Source organism: Shewanella sp. AC91-MNA-CIBAN-0169, assembly GCF_040310165.1.
Taxonomy (GTDB): Bacteria; Pseudomonadota; Gammaproteobacteria; order Enterobacterales; family Shewanellaceae; genus Shewanella.
In genome coordinates, this window is record NZ_JBEOPM010000010.1 from 1 (window position 1) to 19358 (window position 19358).

Below are 19358 nucleotides of genomic sequence, written 5' to 3' on the forward strand. Positions count from 1 at the left end.
TTCTAATCATGATAAATACCTTTAAGATTTTGCTTATTTTAAGCTATAAATCTCTACAGTTTCATTAGACCATTACAATTATGCTGCTTTGCAAGACAAGATAACTAACCCAATCCGTTGGGGAATACCTCAGGGAAATGGAATTATATCGTTAAATTGTCAAAAATCAGTTCCCGAAAATTAAAGAATTACAGATTTTATCTCTTATTAAAATCAACTATGACAAGGATAATACGATGTCATCAATAAAAATAACTCAAGCTGTCGGGTTGGGTGGAGCTAACAATGGAAACGATGTAAAAGCTGTACAAACGGCATTAAATAAATTACTTAAATTCATTCCTCCTACAAAATCATTAATTGTTGATGGCCGTTTAGGCTCTAAGCCTGAAAGCGCTAAAACTGTTGCAGCGATAAAGCTATTTCAAAGTAAAGCACTCAACATGGTACGTCCAGATGGCAAAATTGACGTAAATGGTCGAACTCATCGAAAGATAAATGAATTGTTGATAGTAAATAGCGTTCAGGTCACCGGAATGCAAGACCCTAAACTTTTCATTACTAATGTAATAAAGCCAGCTCTTTTGAAAATAGGTTTAGCCTCCAGAAATGCAGAAATGTTACTACTAGGAACAGCATCCAGGAGAGTCGTTTAAAATACCGACAACAATTAGGTGGTGGGCCTGCTTTAAGTTATTTTCAAATGGAACCTGCCACACACGATGATATTTGGGATAATTATCTAGCATACAGACCCGATCTTGCAAAAAAAGTCAGCGAATTGTTGAACAATGATGACAAATTACAAGAGCTAAAAGATAATGATCTATATGCATGTGCTATGGCAAGAGTGCATTATTTAAGGGCACCAGCAGGGTTACCATCAGAGGATGATCTTCATGGTCAGGCAGCGTATTGGAAATCTTATTACAATACGCCGTTAGGTAAGGGAACAATTCAAGAGTATGTTCATAATTGGCAAACCTATGGGGTTAAGTAATGACGTTATATAAATCTATTTTTGCAGTCTTATTATTGACCGCTAGCCATTTTGCTGCAGCGTCAGATTGTATTCAAATAAAAGTGATAAAGCCGATACTAGTGCAATTTAGTAGTGATGATGTTAAGTCAAAAAGATTTGATCAAGTTAAACTTTTACATGAAGATAAATCGGGCATTTGTTTACCGACTCTTGACACCTATGTTTTAGCATATAATGAAGGTGTTCCATTTATTGCTGTTCGTTTGAAGGGACACACGCCAAATATCACACTGATAAAAAAAGATGATATTGAGTATGCCTTGATCAAATATCATACGGGGAACAAGCTTCAGGTATTGAAAGGGTACCAATATGTAGACTCTGATTTAATTGAACTTCCAAACTTTACCTTAAGTAGTAATTTAAGCCAAATCAATATCGTTAATGGAAGTATTGAAGTTAACAATACCGAATTAGTTAAAAATAAGGTAATAAACCAATTGGCATACTATGATTTTGACCTAACGGGTATACATAAAAAGCGTTAAAATAATATCATTGGCATTTATCTCAGTAGCTGTGCTGTCAGCCGATAAGGCTACTGAATTGAATAGTATTTCCAGACCCAAAGGCACCATCGTTAGCGTAGAATATATTCTTTATTATCGCCGTTTTTCGCGAGTGGTGGTTAACGCTTTTCTGTGTGGCATTCAACTCGAAGAATACCGTTGACACATATAGGGTTCTATAAAGAATGGTAAAATTAACAAAGATTATCTTTTTAGCTAAGAATTATTTCATATTCTTGGTGATGAGTAGTCTCATACCCACATAAATAAACTTATCATCATGATATCTAACGCCTAGTTTTCTACAGTAATTAGGCGGAATCAACATCATCAATAAGGTAAAGGAATACTATGCACGATATATTCGGCGAAATTAGACGCGAATTTTACACTCAAACAATCAAGGAGTGGTTAGGGTGGATTGTGGGGACCTTTTTACTGGTCGTGTTGATTAAATGGTTTGCTCAACAATATGACGTCCCAGAATTTGAATTTCATGTCTGGGTTTCAGCGACTCTTTATCTCTGGTATGTATCTACCATTAGCTTATTAATCGGTAGCACTTACTTTATCGCCCGTAATGCTCAAACCATGCTAGAGAGACGAGCGACACATCCTCAAAAGCCTGACAGTATTGATTTGAGCAATGATTTAGTCAGGGTTAAAAAAATCAAGATTAAAGCCGCTATCATTGCCGTTGTTGCGCATCTTATCAATGCTGGTCTTGTTTACTTTGTCACCGGTCACGTTCCTAGCATGACGTCAGAATATCAATTATATGCTGTGATTGGTGTGTTTGCGATAGCCGCCATTAAGCCTGCGATGTTAGGCGTAAACGCTGTTCGGATGGAGATTTTTGGCATGATTGAAGAAGCAGATTACCCACAACAGTCTGTTGCTGATTTATGGCGAGTAGTGAATGACTTTAACGACTATGAAGAGCGATTAGAAAAAGTATTCGAGCGTATCGATGACGCTAAGCAGGAGTTCAGCCGTGAAAAAGAGGTTACTATTGCTGATATTGTTGAAAAATTAACAGTATACAAAGCAGAATTACACTCTGCATTCGATGAAAAAATAACACTTTTCTCATCATCAGATAGCGCAAGAGAAGCGGCTTATCATGCGTTAAAAGAAGCACAGGCACCACTCAGTAAAGAAGTCAGTAAAATATTGGCTGAACTGCAAAACTTACAAAGCTTTGTGATTGATTTACGTGACAAAAATATCAAGGGAGAGCAATTGATGTCAGCATTAAAAGAATTTGGTATTGAGTCATTAGCTGATTTAAATGTGAGCTTTCAAAAATCGATTGTGACGCATAATCCCCCCTTACGAAGTGTCCTATCGCCAATTGATGAAGATAGATGCGAATAAATAAAGCGAAACACAGTATCAGCTCTTTAAAAAATGAATAACCCCAATATAGATGCGTTACTGGTTAACGCATCTGCTTTTGATTGAAGGTCGTGTTAATGGCTCTGCAGGATTAGAGTGTGCAGAACACATTCAACAGCCAGCGTCATCGGCTTTATCATCCGACACAGCAAGGCCCAATAAAAACCTTAATGATGTGGTGGTTAACAACGACCGCTTAATGAGCATGGCAGGCGTTGATTACCGTTACGACGTCAGTGGCAACCAAATCAGCCAAATAGGCAGCGGCGATAAACAACAACGTAGTTTTAATGGTTTGAACCAATTGGTTCAAATCAACGTTAATGGCAAGCTGACGCAATACGAATATGATGCATTAGGCCGCCGCAGTGCAAAAATCACTGAGCTTGGTCGCACCGACTTTATTTGGGATAATCACCAGCTGATTGGCGAATGCACCTTAGGTGAATACACCTGGTATATTTATCAACCTGATACTTTCACACCCGTCGCACTCATTAAGTCCGGGCAGGTTTATTATTATCACCTAGACCAACTCGGCACCCCGATTTGCTTAACGGATGAAAACACCCAAATTGTCTGGCGCAGCCAACAAGATGTGTTCGGTCAGACAATTAAAAGCACATCTATTAAAGATACAGATATTGAAGATGCGGATAATGAGCATGCTGATATTGATTATGCAGCTCTGCAAGACAAGATTCCTAACCCAATCCGTTTTCAAGGCCAATACTTTGATGACGAATCAGGGTTACACTACAACCGCTTTAGGTACTACAGCCCTGGGCAAGCACGATTTATACATCAAGACCCTATCGGATTAGTGGGTGGCATAAACCATTATCAATATGCGCCGAATCCAGTGAATTGGGTAGATCCGTTTGGATTGATGTGTAAAGAGGGAGAAGCCTCACTTAATAAAGCTTTAAACTGCGCAGTAGATACAGGTTCTATAAGTAAACAGCTTCAATTAGATCTTTTAGAAGCTGCTCAAATTGGTTTTTTGACACCTAAAGAAATTAAACAAGGTTTAGCAAGCGGAAATGTTGCATCTTTGTTCGAGTTATCTCCTTCTGTGGTAGCAACTGAACATGCCGCAGCACAAAATGAATCGATTGATGACCAATATGAAGCACCAACTGTAGATGAATTGATTGATACTGAACTGGATAAAATAACCAGTTTGATATTTAAAGAAGGTGAAGAATTCAAAAAACATGTTCTAATGAATTATTATCTTGATCCTGATATGCAGGTTTTAACTAGAGAAGAGTTTTTAGCTATTTCAGTTTACAGTACAGACTTATGTGAGCCCATCAATAAGGGGTTGAGAGGTTTTTCTCCTGAAGACAAAGCAAAGTGGTCTACATTAGTGGCGGAAGCAGATAACGGGTTAGTAAAGTTAGCCGAGAATCCTAAATTGAGATTCGAAGGCCAAGTATTTCGAGGTGATAAGTTTACAGACGAATTGATAGAAGAATTGTTTCCTGTTGGTGGCATACACCATGAAAAAGCCTTTAAAAGTTCTACAAGCGATGTAGCTAAAGTATTTGATGGTAATACGATTATTTATATAAAATCCAAAACAGGTGTAAATATTTCTGATAACGCAGCTGTATAATCTGATGAAAAAGAAATATTTTTCAAAACTTCGACAAAGTTTCGAGTAATATCAAAATCATTCTTTAATGGACAGCATAGAATAAGATTGGAAGAAGTTTAATTATGAATAAAAAAAATATTATGATGAACGTACAGGTAAGCTAATCACAGATGAGCTTATTTTAGAAATGATTAGACTTGAAGAAAAAATTCCAAATGATCTTCGTTTTCCTTTTATGACAAATAAGTTGAGTGGTTCTAGAGAACCGCATAAAACTCAATGGATGTCATCGTACTTTGTTTTCCGGATTGCAAAACCGACTGCTACAGACGAAGAGTGTAAAGGATATTATCAACGTATTAATGTTGATAGTGCGGATGATATAAATCGTTTTAGAGGCGCGTTAATTGGTTGTGCGATTGGTGATGCATTAGGCACCACAGTTGAATTTAAAGAACCTGGCTCTTTTCCGCCCTTAACCGATATTGTTGGTGGTGGTCCATTTAATTTAAAAGCAGGTGAATGGACAGATGACACCAGTATGATGTATTGCTTGGCACATAGTCTTATTAGAACTAAGCAGTGTGATTTAAAAGATCAAATGGACTTATATTATAAATGGTGGCAAGACGGGGTATTTAGTGCCACAGGAAAATGCTTTGATATTGGTAATACAGTTGTATCTGCTTTAAAACGTTACCAGCAAACAGGCGACCCTTTATCTGGTGATACAACTCCAATGTCTGCGGGGAATGGCTCCCTCATGCGAATTGCCCCCATTCCTATTCGTTACTTTAATAGTTTTGAAAATACTATTAAATACGCAGCGTTAAGTTCAATGACAACTCATGGGGCAATTGAAGCTGTTGATGCATGTCGATATTTTAGCGGTCTTATTTGGGGCGCGTTACATGGGATATCAAAAGATGAATTACTTGATGGACTATATACTCCTATTGATGAGTATTGGGAACAAAACCCACTTTGTGATTCCGTACTAAAATTAATAAAAGAAGAACAATACAAGAACAAAAAAGCAAAAGATATTCGAGCAAGTGGATATGTAATGCATACCTTGGAAGCTGTATTATGGGCATTTTTCCATAGTGATTCATTTGAAACAGGTGCACTGTTAGCGGTCAATTTAGGTGAGGATGCAGATACAACTGGAGCAATATATGGTCAACTAGCAGGTGCCTATTATGGTGAAAGAGTTATTGATTTTAGATGGGTTCGTAAAATAAAAGAGAGTCATTGTTTCTATTTAAAAGCTGAAGAGCTGAAAGACATAATAATCTCAGAAAGAGCAATTTAAAAATAGTTATAATTTAAATTAACAATAATATGGCCATTCACTCCAATTGGCCTTGTTTCAGATTTCACCTTTTAATAAAATCAACTATGACAAGGATAATACGATGTCATCAATAAAAATAACTCAAGCTGTCGGGCTGGGTGGTGCTAACAATTTTAACGATGTAAAAGCTGTACAAACGGCATTAAATAAATTACTCAAATCCATTCTTCCTACAAAATCATTAATTGTTGATGGCCGTTTAGGCTCTAAGCCTGAAAGCGCTAAAACTGTTGCAGCGATAAAGCTATTTCAAAGTAAAGCACTCAACATGGTACGTCCAGATGGCAAAATTGACGTAAATGGTCGAACTCATCGAAAGCTAAATGAAAAGATAATAGCGGTCTCAAGCAAAGCTCACTTTAAGTTGCCAGTAGCATCTAGCGAAATTCAAAAAATATCAGATTCTGATTATCTAGATATTGCGAATCAACTTGGTTGTAAAGTCGCTGCTGTTAAAGCTGTTGCGGAAGTAGAGTCTCCTGGTGATGCATTTTTCTCAAACGGAAAGCCGAAAATCTTATTTGAAGCCCATATTTTTGCTCGTTTGACAAATCACAAGTATGATCTGAATAATCCATCTGTATCCAGCAGAACCTGGAATCGAAGTTTATATACCGGTGGCTCTCAGGAGTATGCAAGGCTTAAAATTGCCATGAGTTTAGATACTACAGAGGCTTTGAAGTCGACTTCATGGGGGCGCTTTCAAATTATGGGCTTTAATTATAGTGAGTCAGGTTTTACTAGCGTAGAAGCTTTTGTTAAAGCAATGTTCAGCTCAGAAAGAAAACAGCTTGATGCTTTCGTTAGCTTTGTAAAGAATAAAGGGCTAGAAAAGTACCTAATAACGCTAGACTGGGCTTCATTTGCGAAAGGTTATAACGGTTCACAGTACGAACAGAATAAGTATGATATTAAATTACATAAGGCATTTGAAAAATATGACAAAAAGTAAACTCTCTAACGCTTTGTGGCTTTTACCCTTATTTTTAGTTGCATCGTGTAGTGCCTCTCAGCGTGATGTGGCAGAGATTATATTTAAATGCCACGCTGATCAGCCCAAATCGATTGATGTTGTTATTAGTAAAATAGATAACACGTTTAAATTAGAACAATTTAATATTGAGAGTTCAAAGCTTGCTAATGCAGCGCTAATTAGTGATGTGAGTAAATCGAGCTACCACCGTTCTTTAGTTACAGAGCACAGTATGACTTTCACATACGACGATAATGAAGTCATAGTGAGTGACTACTACAGCGAAGAACTTAATATGATTACTAAAGAAACATCAGTAACAACACAAAAAATTGGTAAAAAAGAATATTGGCTTTGTGATGATTCAGGTTTTAGTAAGTTGGGCTCTATTGAAGATTTCTAGTGAATTAAAAATGTTCATTATCTTGCTAATCAAAGTGATCAAAGTGATCAAAGTGATTAAAGTGGAATAACTGTACCAAGATGATGAATTAGAAAAGCAGGTCTATTTTGCTGAACAGGCTCATTAATACCTTCGCCTATGCTTTCTTTTACAGTTTATATTTCTCAAAAAAGAGTTTCTTCAGAAGGGACTTTGACATGGGGAAAACATTTTTTTTGCTTTTTCTTTGTTATATCTTTCGCCAACGAAGCAGGTCCGAGGTGGAATAATTCAATTTATATAGATGATCACAACTTAACAATTAATGTTGCCGCGGAGCAGTGCCAAAAAAGCTTAATTAATGCTCCTAAAAGCTGGAACTATGGTGTAAAAAAGCCATTAATATGGGTTCTTGGAGAGGTTTAGTACCTCTTAGCTCGTACACCGGTAATGGTGATCCGGATTATAATAGCGTCATCAGCAAAGACTAATTTGAGTTTAACTACCACCAACTCAAAATTGATTTACTGTAATACGACTTTAATCTGTTAAAGTTTTTAATATTAAATGTTCCAAAAAACATAGCTTTTAACCGATTATAAATCATCAAAGATGTTTAGGGTTGGTTTATACACTACGTTTAATAGTCACCGATATCTAAATTTAAATAACAAAAAAGCGCCTTTCGGCGCTTTTTTAGTTTGGTTAATCAAAAGATTAACGCTTATCAACGCTCACAAATTCACGTGCAGACTCACCAGTGTATAACTGACGTGGACGGCTGATTTTGTGGCCTGGTTGATCTAACATTTCTTTCCAATGTGAAATCCAACCAACAGTACGTGACAATGCGAATAGCACTGTGAACATATCGTTAGGGATACCAATGGCTTTCATGATGATACCAGAGTAGAAATCAACGTTCGGGTATAGCTTCTTAGAGATGAAGTATTCATCTTCAAGAGCGATACGCTCAAGTTCCATTGCCACGTCTAATAATGGATCAACCACTTTAAGTTCTTTAAGGACTTCATGACAAGTTTCACGCATCACTTTAGCGCGAGGGTCGAAGTTCTTATAAACGCGATGGCCAAAGCCCATTAGACGGAATGGATCGTTTTTGTCTTTCGCTTTCTCGATAAATTCAGGAATGCGATCAACGCTGCCGATTTCTTCTAACATTTCTAAGCAAGCTTCGTTAGCACCACCATGAGCTGGGCCCCACAACGAAGCAATACCCGCTGCAATACATGCAAATGGGTTAGCACCTGAAGAGCCAGCTAAACGAACTGTAGATGTAGATGCATTTTGCTCATGATCAGCATGCAATACAAAAATACGGTCCATTGCTTTTTCTACAACAGGATTAACTTTGTACTCTTCACACGGAGTAGCAAACATCATCGACAAGAAGTTACCTGCATAACTTAAATCGTTACGTGGATAAACAAAAGGTTGCCCCATTGAGTACTTGTAGCACATCGCTGCTATTGTCGGCATTTTCGACACTAAGCGGTAAGCTGCAATTTCACGATGCTTTGGATTGTTAACATCAAGAGAATCTTGATAGAAAGCAGATAATGCACCTGTTACACCACATAGCATTGCCATTGGGTGTGCGTCACGGCGGAAACCTCTGAAAAAGAATGCAATTTGTTCATGAACCATAGTGTGTTCTTTCACTGTGGAAACAAATTGTTCGTAATCAGCTTTAGACGGTAATTCACCATATAATAGCAAGTAGCATAAATCTAAGTAGGTCGATTCAGTTGCAAGTTGTTCAATTGGATACCCACGGTGTAACAAGATACCTTGCTCACCATCAATATAAGTAATTGCTGACTCACAAGATGCAGTAGCTAAAAAGCCTGGATCAAAGGTGAAATACCCTTTTTTTCCAAGTGTACTGATGTCGATAACGTCAAAACCTTCAGTACCTTTCTTGATAGGTAGGTCGATTGATTCGTTTCCTGGTAACTCTAATTTGGCTATATTATCAGCCATACCCCGTTCTCCTTACTTCATTCTTCTATATGAGTGCGGCATGTTAAGCGGTCATTACTTTACAGTGGATCGGGATCACAGATCAATTTAAATAAGCGTTTAAATTTGTTAGACCATGGTATATGTGCCCTGTAAACCGCTCTGCGCTTGGATTAGAATAAAAAAATACTAAAAAAACTTATTTTGCATAATGTGAGGTTTGTATTTGACAATTCCCACGAGTATACTTGCCTGCGCCCCCAAGGGCGACGAACATCACAGTTTAGGAATGATGAATTTACGAACTAAATAGTGGTTTCTCAATTGATTAGATGTTTCAGAGTGGTCCGTTATTTGTTTTAAAACGTATGCCTAGTGTTAGCGTTAATAGTTAAACAAAAAACAGATAGATAACAAAAATAATGCTCGACGGAGCTGAGTGAGCAGAACGTGAAAAAGCAAAGACCTGTCCATCTAGACCTGCAGACGATAAGCTTTCCTGCGACAGCTATCGCGTCAATCCTACACCGTATTTCCGGTGTTATCATGCTATTCGCAATTGGTATTCTTCTATGGCTGTTAAATTCGACTTTAACATCACCAGAGGGGTTTGCTAGCGTACAATCCTTGTTCGATGGTTTCGTGATGAAGTTCATCATTTGGGGTATTTTAACTGCGTTGGGTTATCATTTATTAGGTGGCATTCGTCATTTGATTATGGATGCCGGACACTGGGAAGAATTAACTTCGGGTGTTGCATCAGCTAAGGCTACTTTTGTGTTAGCAGTAGTCTTTTCAATCATAGCGGGGATTTGGGTATGGTAACAAATGCAGCAAGTTTTGGACGCAGTGGTGTTCATGACTATATTCTATTACGCGCAAGTGCAGTGATCCTCGCTTGTTATACTATTTTCTTAGTAGGTTTTATCGCGTGTAGTGCCCCGTTAACTTTCGAAATTTGGAGTGGCTTATTTAGTTCACTTCCAATGAAAGTCTTTACCCTTATAACGTTAGTTGCTTTACTTATTCATGCGTGGATTGGTGTATGGCAAGTGTTGACTGATTATGTCAAACACACAGCGTTACGTGGTGTATTACAGTTTACCTTTGTTATGGTCGCGATCAGTTATTTAGCGTCAGGCATTGTAATAGTGTGGGGTGTTTAAGTGAGTATTCCAGTACGCGAATTTGATGTAATCGTAATCGGCGCCGGTGGCGCGGGTATGCGAGCAGCATTACAGATTTCTAAAGAAGGTAAGAGCTGTGCGCTGTTATCTAAAGTATTCCCAACTCGTTCACATACCGTTTCTGCTCAAGGTGGTATCACCGTAGCATTAGGTAATGCTCACGAGGACCATTGGGAACAACACATGTACGATACGGTTAAAGGTTCTGATTTTATCGGCGACCAAGAAGCTATTGAGTTTATGTGTAAAACGGGTCCGGAAGCGATTATTGAACTTGAGCAAATGGGTTTACCTTTTTCTCGTTTCGAAAATGGCACAATCTACCAGCGTCCTTTTGGTGGCCAGTCTCGTAACTTTGGTGGCGAGCAAGCTGCTCGTACCGCTGCTGCTGCTGACCGTACAGGCCATGCATTGCTTCATTGTTTATACCAACAAAACGTTAAACATAAAACTAACGTTTATTCTGAGTGGTATGCCTTAGATTTGGTTAAAAATGAAGATGACGTTGTAGTGGGTTGTACCGCAATTGAAATTGAAACAGGCGATATTGTTTATTTCAAAGCCAAAGCAACGATATTAGCAACGGGTGGTGCAGGGCGTATTTATGCTTCGACCACTAATGCTCATATTAACACCGGTGACGGTGTAGGTATGGCAGCACGTGCTGGCATTCAATTACAAGACATGGAAATGTGGCAGTTCCACCCAACGGGTATTGCTGGTGCAGGTACCTTGGTAACTGAAGGTTGTCGTGGCGAAGGCGGTTACTTATTAAATAAAGATGGCGAACGCTTCATGGAGCGCTATGCACCGAATGCGAAGGATTTAGCTTCTCGTGACGTGGTAGCACGTTCAATGATGACTGAAATTCGCGAAGGTCGTGGTTTAGACGGTCCTTTAGGTCCGCATTTGTTACTAAAGCTTGATCATTTGGGCAAAGAAACCCTTGAAGCGCGTCTTCCTGGTGTGTGTGAATTATCACGTACTTTCGCTCATATCGATCCAGCAGACGGTCCTATTCCTGTATTGCCAACATGCCACTACATGATGGGCGGTTTACCGACTAAAGTGAGCGGTCAAGTTATTCGTCAGAATAAAGATGGCAGTGAGCAAGATGTATTAGGTTTATTTGCGGTTGGTGAAATCGCTTGTGTATCTGTACACGGTGCAAACCGCTTAGGCGGTAACTCATTACTCGATTTAGTGGTCTTTGGACGTGCTGCGGGTCAACATTTAGGTAAAGCGTTAGACGCGACACCTGATCCAAAAGCGGCATCAGACATAGAAATTAGTGCATCACTTGCTCGTCTTAATCGTTGGGAAAGCAACAAAGACGGCGAAGAACCTGCGGTTATTCGTAAAGCGCTTCAATTGTGTATGCAGTTAAATTTCTCTGTTTTCCGCAGTGGTGAAGCCATGGCTGAAGGTCTAGAGCAGCTACAAGCTATTCAAAAGCGACTTGATAATGCTAAGTTATCTGATAACTCAAATGAATTTAATACTCAGCGTATTGAATGTTTAGAATTAGATAATTTAATGGCAACAGCGCTGGCAACTGCTTATGCAGCTAACTTCCGTACTGAAAGCCGTGGTGCGCATTCTCGTGAAGATTATTTAGATCGTGATGATGACAATTGGTTGTGTCATAGCTTATTTGACCCAGTGACTAAGAATATGAGCAAACGTGATGTCAACATGACACCTAAATTACGTGATGCATTCCCACCAGTAAAACGTACCTATTAGGCAGGAGTTGCAAAAGATGAAATTAACATTTGCATTGTATCGTTATAATCCTGATGTAGATACCAAGCCTTACATGAAGGATTACACCCTAGAAGTGCCTGATGGTTCTGATATGATGGTGTTGGATGCGTTAATTAAGCTGAAAGAACAAGACTCAACGATTGCGTTTCGTCGCTCATGCCGTGAAGGCGTGTGTGGTTCTGACGGTGTTAACATGAATGGTAAAAATGGATTAGCGTGTATTACGCCAATATCTACCTTTAAAGGGAAGAAAATTGAAGTCCGTCCTTTACCAGGCATGCCAGTAGTTCGAGATTTGGTCGTTGACCTAACTCAGTTCTACAAGCAATACGAAAAAATTAAGCCTTATCTGATCAATGATGAAAAGGCGCCAGCTCGTGAACATATACAATCACCTGAAGAGCGTGCTCATTTAGATGGTTTATACGAATGTATTTTGTGTGCATGTTGTTCAACTTCGTGTCCATCTTTCTGGTGGAATCCGGATAAATTTATCGGTCCAGCCGGTTTATTGCATGCTTATCGTTTCTTGATTGACAGCCGCGACACGGCAACTGAGGAGCGTTTATCTGATCTAGATGATGCTTACAGTGTGTTCCGTTGTCATGGCATCATGAACTGTGTTGATGTTTGTCCTAAAGGATTAAACCCAACTAAAGCGATTGGTCATATCAAGTCGATGTTACTGAAGCGAGCTGTTTAATGCACGACGAAGAGCAAAATAGTCTGACTTATTAGCTCTGTTAAGAGTCATCTTCATTATTGGAGATGGCTCTTTTGCGTGTTTATGTAAGACCTCCTGCTACTATCTTGTAAAGATAGTTTCAGTCTACGTGTGATGTAACTTACGTTACTCACTGTTATGTTTATGGCTAGCACGTGTATCAAGTTTGAAAGGAATAACAATGCACCAAGGCATCATGAAAGCCTGGCTCGAGTCGTCACATTTAAGTGGTTCGAACTCGACCTACGTAGAAGAGATGTATGAAGCCTATCAAGAAGATCCGCAATCAGTGACCCCTGATTGGCAGCTTGTTTTTGATAATCTCCCTCCGGTTAACGGTGCCTCAGTAGAAGTACCCGAAACTGCTCACTCTAAAGTTCGTGACTATTTCCGCAGTTTAGCTCTACAAGGTCGTTTAAAAAACGCTACCAGCGTCGGCGATCCAGAGTTAGATGCGAAGCAAGTTAAGGTTCTGCAACTGATCAATGCTCACCGTTTCCGTGGCCATCAAAATGCCAATTTAGATCCATTAGGATTGTGGAAGCGCGAGGAAGTTCAGGAGTTAGATCCTGCTTATCACGGCTTAACCGTAGATGACATGCAGCGTCAGTTTAATACTGGTTCATTCGCCCTAGGTGGTGAGACCATGAAACTGGCTGATATTATTCACGCACTAAAGAGCACTTATTGTGGCTCGATTGGTGCTGAATACATGCATATTACTGATACCGATGAAAAGCGTTGGATCCAACAACGTCTTGAACCCACATTAGGTAAAGCCCAGTACGATAACAGCGTCAAAAAGCGTATTCTTGAAGGGTTGAATGCTGCAGAAGGTATCGAAAAATACCTTGGTGCTAAATTCCCTGGAGCTAAGCGATTCTCTTTAGAAGGTGGTGATTCGCTCGTTCCGATGATGCGTGAAATCATTTACCGTGCAGGCGAAGCGGGTACTAAAGAAATCGTGGTAGGTATGGCTCACCGTGGTCGTTTAAACTTGCTCATTAACGTGCTAGGTAAACGTCCTGCTGAACTTTTTGATGAGTTTGCGGGTAAGCATGCCGACACTCACGGTTCTGGCGATGTAAAATATCACCAAGGTTTCTCATCTGATTTTGAAACGCCAGGTGGAAACGTTCATTTAGCACTTGCCTTTAACCCATCTCACTTAGAGATCGTTAATCCAGTGGTTATTGGTTCTGTTCGTGCTCGTCAAGATCGTCGTGGTTGTAAAGACGGTCTGCAAGTCATGCCAATTACTATTCATGGTGATTCTGCTATAACTGGCCAAGGCATTGTGCAAGAGACGTTTAACATGTCTCAAACACGTGGTTTTACTGTTGGCGGTAGCATTCGAATAGTGGTCAATAACCAAGTTGGTTTTACCACATCTAATCAGGCTGACACACGTTCAACCGAATACTGTACTGACATCGCTAAGATGGTTCAGGCGCCAATTTTTCATGTTAATTCTGACGATCCTGAAGCGGTTGCGTTTATCTCTCAACTTGCAGTGGATTATCGTAATGAATTTAAGCGTGATGTGGTTATTGATTTAGTGTGTTATCGCCGTCATGGCCATAACGAAGCTGACGAGCCTAGTGCTACACAGCCGCTGATGTACGCTAAAATCAAAAAGCACCCTACGCCACGTAAAATCTATGCAGATAAGTTAATCGCTGAAAATAGTATTCCAGCCGATGAAGTGACTGGTTTGATTAACCATTATCGTGATGCATTAGATGCTGGTGATTGTGTGGTTAAAGAATGGCGTCCTATGACGTTACATACTGTTGACTGGACACCGTATCTTAATCGCGAATGGGATGAAGATTACGCGGGTGCTATGTCAATGGAACGTCTACAAAACTTAGCCAATAAGTTAGTTGATATTCCTGAAAACCATACGCTTCAATCTCGTGTTGCCAAAATTTGTGCTGACCGTACTGCGATGGCTAAAGGCGAAAAGTTATTAGACTGGGGCTTCGCTGAAACCTTGGCCTATGCTTCTATCCTTGAAGATAACAAGCGTGTGCGGATCACTGGTCAAGACTCTGGTCGTGGTACGTTCTTCCATCGTCATGCTGTATTGCATAGCCAAAAAGACGGCACTACCTATTTACCTTTGCGTAATGTGGCTGATGAACAAGGGCCAATTGATATTATTGACTCAGTATTATCTGAAGCATCTGTGTTGGCATTTGAATACGGTTACGCTACGGCAGAACCAGGTGGCTTGACCATTTGGGAAGCGCAGTTTGGTGATTTCGTCAACTGTGCCCAAGTGGTGATTGATCAATTCTTATCATCTGGTGAGCAAAAGTGGGGCCGTTTATGTGGTCTAACGATGCTATTACCTCATGGTTATGAAGGCCAAGGTCCTGAGCATTCAAGTGCACGTCTAGAGCGCTTCTTGCAATTATGTGCTAACCACAACATGCAAGTGTGTGTGCCATCAACTCCGGCGCAGGTTTATCACATGTTGCGTCGCCAGGTTGTGCGTCCAATGCGTCGCCCGCTGGTAGTCATGTCACCTAAATCTTTGCTACGTCATCCATTAGCGGTGTCTACCTTAGAAGAGCTTGCTGAAGGGACTTTCCAAAATATTATTGGTGAGATTGATACCTTAGATGCAAGCCAAGTTGACCGCGTTGTATTCTGTAGCGGCAAGGTGTATTTCGAGTTACTTGAAAAACGTCGCAAAGAGAATGTTACCAACGTTGCCATTGTGCGTGTTGAGCAGCTATATCCGTTCCCTGACGTGGAATTGCGTGAGGCATTAGCAACATATCAACATGTTACTGATTTTGTTTGGTGTCAAGAAGAGCCACAAAACCAAGGTGCATGGTACTGTAGTCAGCATCATTTCTGGGCTAATATTCCTGCAGGCGCTCAACTAACTTATGCCGGTCGTGAAGCTTCTGCTGCACCAGCATGTGGTTATCCTGGGTTGCACGTACAGCAGCAAGAATCATTAGTAAATAGCGCATTAAAACTGTCGTAATAGATAATTTATATAAGGGAAGCTTTCCATGAGTATCGAAATTAAGGTACCCGTATTACCAGAATCTGTTGCTGATGCAACTATTGCTACTTGGCATGTTAAACCTGGTGAACAGGTGACACGCGATCAAAACTTAGTTGATATCGAGACTGACAAAGTTGTATTAGAAGTGGTTGCACCAGAAGACGGTTCAATCTCTGAATTGTTATTCCAAGAAGGTGACACCGTTTTAGGTGAGCAAGTGATTGCTAATTTCGTCGCTGGTGCAGTGTCTGGCCAAGAAGTGACTAAAGCTGAAGCATCAGCGCCTTCTACTAATGCAACGACTGAAGTCGCTACTGATGAATCTAACGATGCATTAAGTCCATCTGTTCGTCGTGTTATTGCTGAGCATAATCTTGATGCCAGTAAAATTAAAGGTTCTGGTGTTGGTGGACGTGTGACTAAGGATGATGTTGATGCATTCCTTAAGTCTGCTCCAGCTAAAGCCGCAGCGCCGGTAGCGCCTGTTGCAGTATTAGAAGGCCGTAGTGAGAAGCGTGTACCAATGTCACGTCTTCGTAAGACTATCGCTAAACGTCTTTTAGAAGCGAAAAATTCAACGGCAATGTTAACCACGTTTAACGAAGTGAACATGAAGCCAATCATGGATATTCGTAAACAGTACCAAGACATTTTCGAAAAACGTCATGGTATTCGTTTAGGCTTTATGTCTTTCTATATCAAAGCGGTGACTGAAGCGCTAAAACGTTTCCCTGAAGTTAACGCCTCTATCGATGGTGATGACATTGTGTATCACAACTATTTTGATATCAGCATTGCAGTATCGACTCCACGTGGCCTGGTGACACCAGTATTACGTGACACTGATACCATGAACCTAGCTGAGATTGAGAAAGCGGTACGTGAATTAGCCATTAAAGGCCGTGACGGAAAACTGTCTGTTGCAGACATGACTGGCGGTAACTTCACTGTGACAAACGGTGGTGTTTTCGGCTCGCTAATGTCTACACCCATTTTGAACCTACCACAAAGCGCAATCTTAGGCATGCATGCCATTAAAGATCGCCCAATGGCAGTCAATGGTCAGGTTGAAATCCTGCCTATGATGTACCTAGCACTCTCTTACGATCATCGTATTGTTGATGGTCGTGAGTCAGTTGGCTTCTTAGTCGCGATTAAAGACTTCCTAGAAGATCCAACTCGTCTGCTACTTGATCTATAAGTAGTTAGATAAAACCCTCGTCGCTGGCTCATATTGAGCCAGTTGGATTTGATTAGAAGTATATGGATAGATCATCATGAATTTGCATGAGTATCAGGCAAAATCTTTATTTGCCGAATATGGTTTACCAGTCTCTGAAGGCTTTGCATGTGATACCGCTCAAGAAGCAGTTGAAGCAGCTGGCCACATTGGCGGTAACCTATGGGTTGTTAAGTGTCAAGTACACGCTGGCGGCCGTGGTAAAGCAGGTGGCGTTAAAGTTACCGGAAGTAAAGACGAAATCAGAGCATTCGCTGAAAACTGGTTAGGTAAGAACTTAGTAACGTACCAGACTGACGCTAAAGGTCAGCCAGTTGCTAAAATTCTAGTTGAAAGCTGCACTGACATCGCCAATGAATTGTACTTAGGTGCAGTTGTTGACCGTAGCACACGTCGTGTAGTGTTCATGGCGTCGACTGAAGGTGGTGTTGATATTGAAACTGTGGCTGAACATACGCCAGAGCTTATTCACACAGCTATCATTGATCCGTTAACAGGTCCTCAGGCTTTCCAAGCTCGCGATCTTGGCTTCAAGTTAGGTTTAAACCCAACACAAATGAAGCAGTTTACTAAGATCTTTATGGGTCTAGCGAACATGTTTAACGACCATGATTTTGCGTTATTAGAAATCAATCCACTTGTTATCACCACTGAAGGCAACCTTCATTGTTTAGATGGCAAAATTGGTATTGATGGCAACGCATTATTCCGTCAGCCAAAAATCAAAGCGATGCATGATCCATCACAAGATGATGCACGTGAAGCACATGCTGCAAAATTTGAATTAAACTATGTTGCTTTAGACGGTAACGTAGGTTGTATGGTTAACGGTGCCGGCCTAGCAATGGGTACAATGGACATTGTAAACCTACACGGTGGCAAGCCAGCTAACTTCTTAGACGTTGGCGGTGGAGCAACTAAAGAACGTGTTGCTGAAGCCTTTAAGATCATTCTTTCTGACAGCAATGTTAAAGCAGTATTGGTTAACATCTTCGGTGGTATCGTGCGTTGCGATATGATCGCTGAAGGTATTATCGGTGCGGTTAAAGAAGTTGGCGTTAAAGTGCCAGTTGTTGTTCGTCTTGAAGGTACTAACGCCGAATTAGGTCGTGAAGTATTGGCTAAGTCTGGTCTTGATATCATCGCGGCTACAAGTCTAACTGACGCGGCTGAGCAAGTTGTTAAAGCTGCGGAGGGCAAATAATGTCTGTTTTAATTAACAAAGATACCAAGGTAATCTGTCAAGGTTTCACTGGTGGTCAGGGTACTTTTCACTCTGAACAGGCGATTGCTTATGGCACGCAAATGGTTGGTGGTGTTTCTCCTGGAAAAGGTGGTCAAACTCACCTAGGTCTTCCAGTATTTAACACAGTTAAAGATGCTGTAGCGGCAACAGGTGCAACTGCAACTGTTATCTACGTACCAGCACCTTTTTGTAAAGATGCTATCCTTGAAGCAATCGACGCTGGCCTTGAGCTAATCGTTTGTATCACTGAAGGCATCCCAACACTTGATATGCTGCAAGTGAAAGTGAAGCTTGAAGAAACTGGCACTCGCATGATTGGTCCTAACTGCCCAGGTGTTATCACGCCTGGTGAATGTAAGATTGGTATCATGCCTGGTCACATCCATTTACCTGGTAAAGTTGGTATTGTTTCACGCTCTGGTACATTAACGTACGAAGCAGTTAAGCAAACTACTGATGAAGGTTTCGGCCAATCTACTTGTGTAGGTATCGGTGGTGATCCAATTCCTGGTACTAACTTCATTGACGTATTGGAAATGTTCCAAAACGATCCACAGACTGAAGCGATTGTAATGATCGGTGAAATCGGTGGTAATGCTGAAGAAGAAGCAGCTGAATATATCAAAGCACACGTAACTAAGCCTGTTGTATCTTACATTGCTGGTGTTACTGCACCAGAAGGTAAGCGCATGGGCCATGCTGGCGCAATTATCGCTGGTGGTAAAGGTACTGCTGAAGATAAGTTTGCTGCTCTTGAAGCTGCAGGCGTTACGACTGTTCGCTCTTTAGCTGACATTGGTAAAGCACTACGTATTCGTACTGGCTGGTAATATTTACTCGGCTTGAAAAAGGCGCTTAGGCGCCTTTTTTATTGGTTTTTTTACACTATTTTTCATACTGTTATATTTTTCATATTATT

18 protein-coding genes are annotated in these 19358 nt (G+C 40.4%); 17 read left to right on the top strand and 1 reads right to left on the bottom strand.

The window, feature by feature from the left end; translation table 11 throughout:
* Positions 1 to 236: 236 nt before the first annotated feature.
* The 9 genes from AAEY98_RS10210 to AAEY98_RS10250 all read left to right on the top strand — a co-directional run bounded on the left by AAEY98_RS10210 (position 237) and on the right by AAEY98_RS10250 (position 7285).
* Positions 237 to 656 carry a peptidoglycan-binding domain-containing protein gene (locus tag AAEY98_RS10210; protein ID WP_351016759.1) on the top strand — a complete coding sequence of 140 codons (420 nt, stop codon included), beginning with the start codon at positions 237 to 239 and terminating at the stop codon, positions 654 to 656.
* A 47-nt stretch (positions 657 to 703) separates the two neighbouring features.
* Positions 704 to 1000, top strand: coding sequence for a hypothetical protein (locus AAEY98_RS10215; RefSeq protein ID WP_351016762.1), 297 nt, complete (start codon positions 704 to 706; stop codon positions 998 to 1000).
* Positions 1000 to 1530: a hypothetical protein gene (locus AAEY98_RS10220; protein WP_182697105.1), complete on the top strand. Its 531-nt coding sequence runs from the start codon at positions 1000 to 1002 to the stop codon at positions 1528 to 1530. Before AAEY98_RS10215 ends, AAEY98_RS10220 begins: the two co-directional genes overlap by 1 nt.
* Positions 1531 to 1588: 58 nt before the next feature.
* Complete coding sequence (locus tag AAEY98_RS10225; RefSeq protein ID WP_259395515.1) at positions 1589 to 1714, top strand: hypothetical protein; 126 nt, start codon at positions 1589 to 1591, stop codon at positions 1712 to 1714.
* Between the two features lie 188 nt (positions 1715 to 1902).
* A complete protein-coding gene (locus AAEY98_RS10230) occupies positions 1903 to 2928 on the top strand; it encodes a hypothetical protein (protein WP_351016765.1) in 1026 nt (341 codons plus the stop codon).
* Between the two features lie 52 nt (positions 2929 to 2980).
* Entirely contained in the window at positions 2981 to 4570 is a 1590-nt protein-coding gene (locus tag AAEY98_RS10235; protein ID WP_351016768.1) for an RHS repeat domain-containing protein, read from the top strand.
* 169 nt (positions 4571 to 4739) lie between these two features.
* Positions 4740 to 5867, top strand: a complete 1128-nt coding sequence (locus AAEY98_RS10240) for an ADP-ribosylglycohydrolase family protein (protein WP_351016771.1) — start codon at positions 4740 to 4742, stop codon at positions 5865 to 5867.
* A 103-nt stretch (positions 5868 to 5970) separates the two neighbouring features.
* Positions 5971 to 6861, top strand: coding sequence for an N-acetylmuramidase domain-containing protein (locus AAEY98_RS10245; protein ID WP_351016773.1), 891 nt, complete (start codon positions 5971 to 5973; stop codon positions 6859 to 6861).
* Positions 6848 to 7285 (top strand): hypothetical protein, encoded by a 438-nt coding sequence (locus AAEY98_RS10250; RefSeq protein WP_351016776.1) that lies wholly within the window; start codon positions 6848 to 6850, stop codon positions 7283 to 7285. The genes AAEY98_RS10245 and AAEY98_RS10250 overlap by 14 nt, the downstream gene beginning before the upstream one ends.
* Before the next feature lie 696 nt (positions 7286 to 7981).
* On the opposite strand, the gene AAEY98_RS10255 is transcribed toward AAEY98_RS10250, so the two are convergent.
* On the bottom strand, positions 7982 to 9268 hold the full coding sequence (locus AAEY98_RS10255) for a citrate synthase (RefSeq protein ID WP_101086890.1): 1287 nt from the start codon (positions 9266 to 9268) through the stop codon (positions 7982 to 7984).
* A gap of 429 nt (positions 9269 to 9697) precedes the next feature.
* Between AAEY98_RS10255 and sdhC the strand changes: the two genes are divergently transcribed.
* The 8 genes from sdhC to sucD all read left to right on the top strand — a co-directional run bounded on the left by sdhC (position 9698) and on the right by sucD (position 19269).
* Positions 9698 to 10072, top strand: coding sequence for a succinate dehydrogenase cytochrome b556 subunit (gene sdhC / locus AAEY98_RS10260; protein WP_101086891.1), 375 nt, complete (start codon positions 9698 to 9700; stop codon positions 10070 to 10072).
* Positions 10066 to 10413 (top strand): succinate dehydrogenase, hydrophobic membrane anchor protein, encoded by a 348-nt coding sequence (sdhD, locus tag AAEY98_RS10265; protein WP_101086892.1) that lies wholly within the window; start codon positions 10066 to 10068, stop codon positions 10411 to 10413. Before sdhC ends, sdhD begins: the two co-directional genes overlap by 7 nt.
* Positions 10414 to 12180 (top strand): succinate dehydrogenase flavoprotein subunit, encoded by a 1767-nt coding sequence (sdhA, locus tag AAEY98_RS10270; protein ID WP_101086893.1) that lies wholly within the window; start codon positions 10414 to 10416, stop codon positions 12178 to 12180.
* Positions 12181 to 12196: 16 nt separating this feature from the next.
* Entirely contained in the window at positions 12197 to 12904 is a 708-nt protein-coding gene (locus AAEY98_RS10275; protein WP_101086894.1) for a succinate dehydrogenase iron-sulfur subunit, read from the top strand.
* Positions 12905 to 13106: 202 nt separating this feature from the next.
* Positions 13107 to 15929, top strand: a complete 2823-nt coding sequence (sucA, locus tag AAEY98_RS10280) for a 2-oxoglutarate dehydrogenase E1 component (RefSeq protein WP_101086895.1) — start codon at positions 13107 to 13109, stop codon at positions 15927 to 15929.
* Positions 15930 to 15957: 28 nt separating this feature from the next.
* Positions 15958 to 17154 (top strand): 2-oxoglutarate dehydrogenase complex dihydrolipoyllysine-residue succinyltransferase, encoded by a 1197-nt coding sequence (gene odhB, locus AAEY98_RS10285; RefSeq protein WP_182743925.1) that lies wholly within the window; start codon positions 15958 to 15960, stop codon positions 17152 to 17154.
* A 76-nt stretch (positions 17155 to 17230) separates the two neighbouring features.
* Positions 17231 to 18397, top strand: a complete 1167-nt coding sequence (gene sucC, locus AAEY98_RS10290; RefSeq protein WP_101086897.1) for an ADP-forming succinate--CoA ligase subunit beta — start codon at positions 17231 to 17233, stop codon at positions 18395 to 18397.
* Complete coding sequence (sucD, locus tag AAEY98_RS10295) at positions 18397 to 19269, top strand: succinate--CoA ligase subunit alpha (protein WP_101086898.1); 873 nt, start codon at positions 18397 to 18399, stop codon at positions 19267 to 19269. The genes sucC and sucD overlap by 1 nt, the downstream gene beginning before the upstream one ends.
* Positions 19270 to 19358 lie beyond the last annotated feature (89 nt).

Bases quoted from the DNA above. Each gene is read 5' to 3' on its own strand.
- AAEY98_RS10210 (WP_351016759.1), top strand. From the start codon at position 237: ATGTCATCAATAAAAATAACTCAAGCTGTCGGGTTGGGTGGAGCTAAC.
- AAEY98_RS10215 (WP_351016762.1), top strand. From the start codon at position 704: ATGGAACCTGCCACACACGATGATATTTGGGATAATTATCTAGCATAC.
- AAEY98_RS10220 (WP_182697105.1), top strand. From the start codon at position 1,000: ATGACGTTATATAAATCTATTTTTGCAGTCTTATTATTGACCGCTAGC.
- AAEY98_RS10230 (WP_351016765.1), top strand. From the start codon at position 1,903: ATGCACGATATATTCGGCGAAATTAGACGCGAATTTTACACTCAAACA.
- AAEY98_RS10235 (WP_351016768.1), top strand. From the start codon at position 2,981: ATGCGTTACTGGTTAACGCATCTGCTTTTGATTGAAGGTCGTGTTAAT.
- AAEY98_RS10240 (WP_351016771.1), top strand. From the start codon at position 4,740: ATGATTAGACTTGAAGAAAAAATTCCAAATGATCTTCGTTTTCCTTTT.
- AAEY98_RS10245 (WP_351016773.1), top strand. From the start codon at position 5,971: ATGTCATCAATAAAAATAACTCAAGCTGTCGGGCTGGGTGGTGCTAAC.
- AAEY98_RS10250 (WP_351016776.1), top strand. From the start codon at position 6,848: ATGACAAAAAGTAAACTCTCTAACGCTTTGTGGCTTTTACCCTTATTT.
- AAEY98_RS10255 (WP_101086890.1), bottom strand. From the start codon at position 9,268: ATGGCTGATAATATAGCCAAATTAGAGTTACCAGGAAACGAATCAATC.
- sdhD (WP_101086892.1), top strand. From the start codon at position 10,066: ATGGTAACAAATGCAGCAAGTTTTGGACGCAGTGGTGTTCATGACTAT.
- AAEY98_RS10275 (WP_101086894.1), top strand. From the start codon at position 12,197: ATGAAATTAACATTTGCATTGTATCGTTATAATCCTGATGTAGATACC.
- sucA (WP_101086895.1), top strand. From the start codon at position 13,107: ATGCACCAAGGCATCATGAAAGCCTGGCTCGAGTCGTCACATTTAAGT.
- odhB (WP_182743925.1), top strand. From the start codon at position 15,958: ATGAGTATCGAAATTAAGGTACCCGTATTACCAGAATCTGTTGCTGAT.
- sucC (WP_101086897.1), top strand. From the start codon at position 17,231: ATGAATTTGCATGAGTATCAGGCAAAATCTTTATTTGCCGAATATGGT.
- sucD (WP_101086898.1), top strand. From the start codon at position 18,397: ATGTCTGTTTTAATTAACAAAGATACCAAGGTAATCTGTCAAGGTTTC.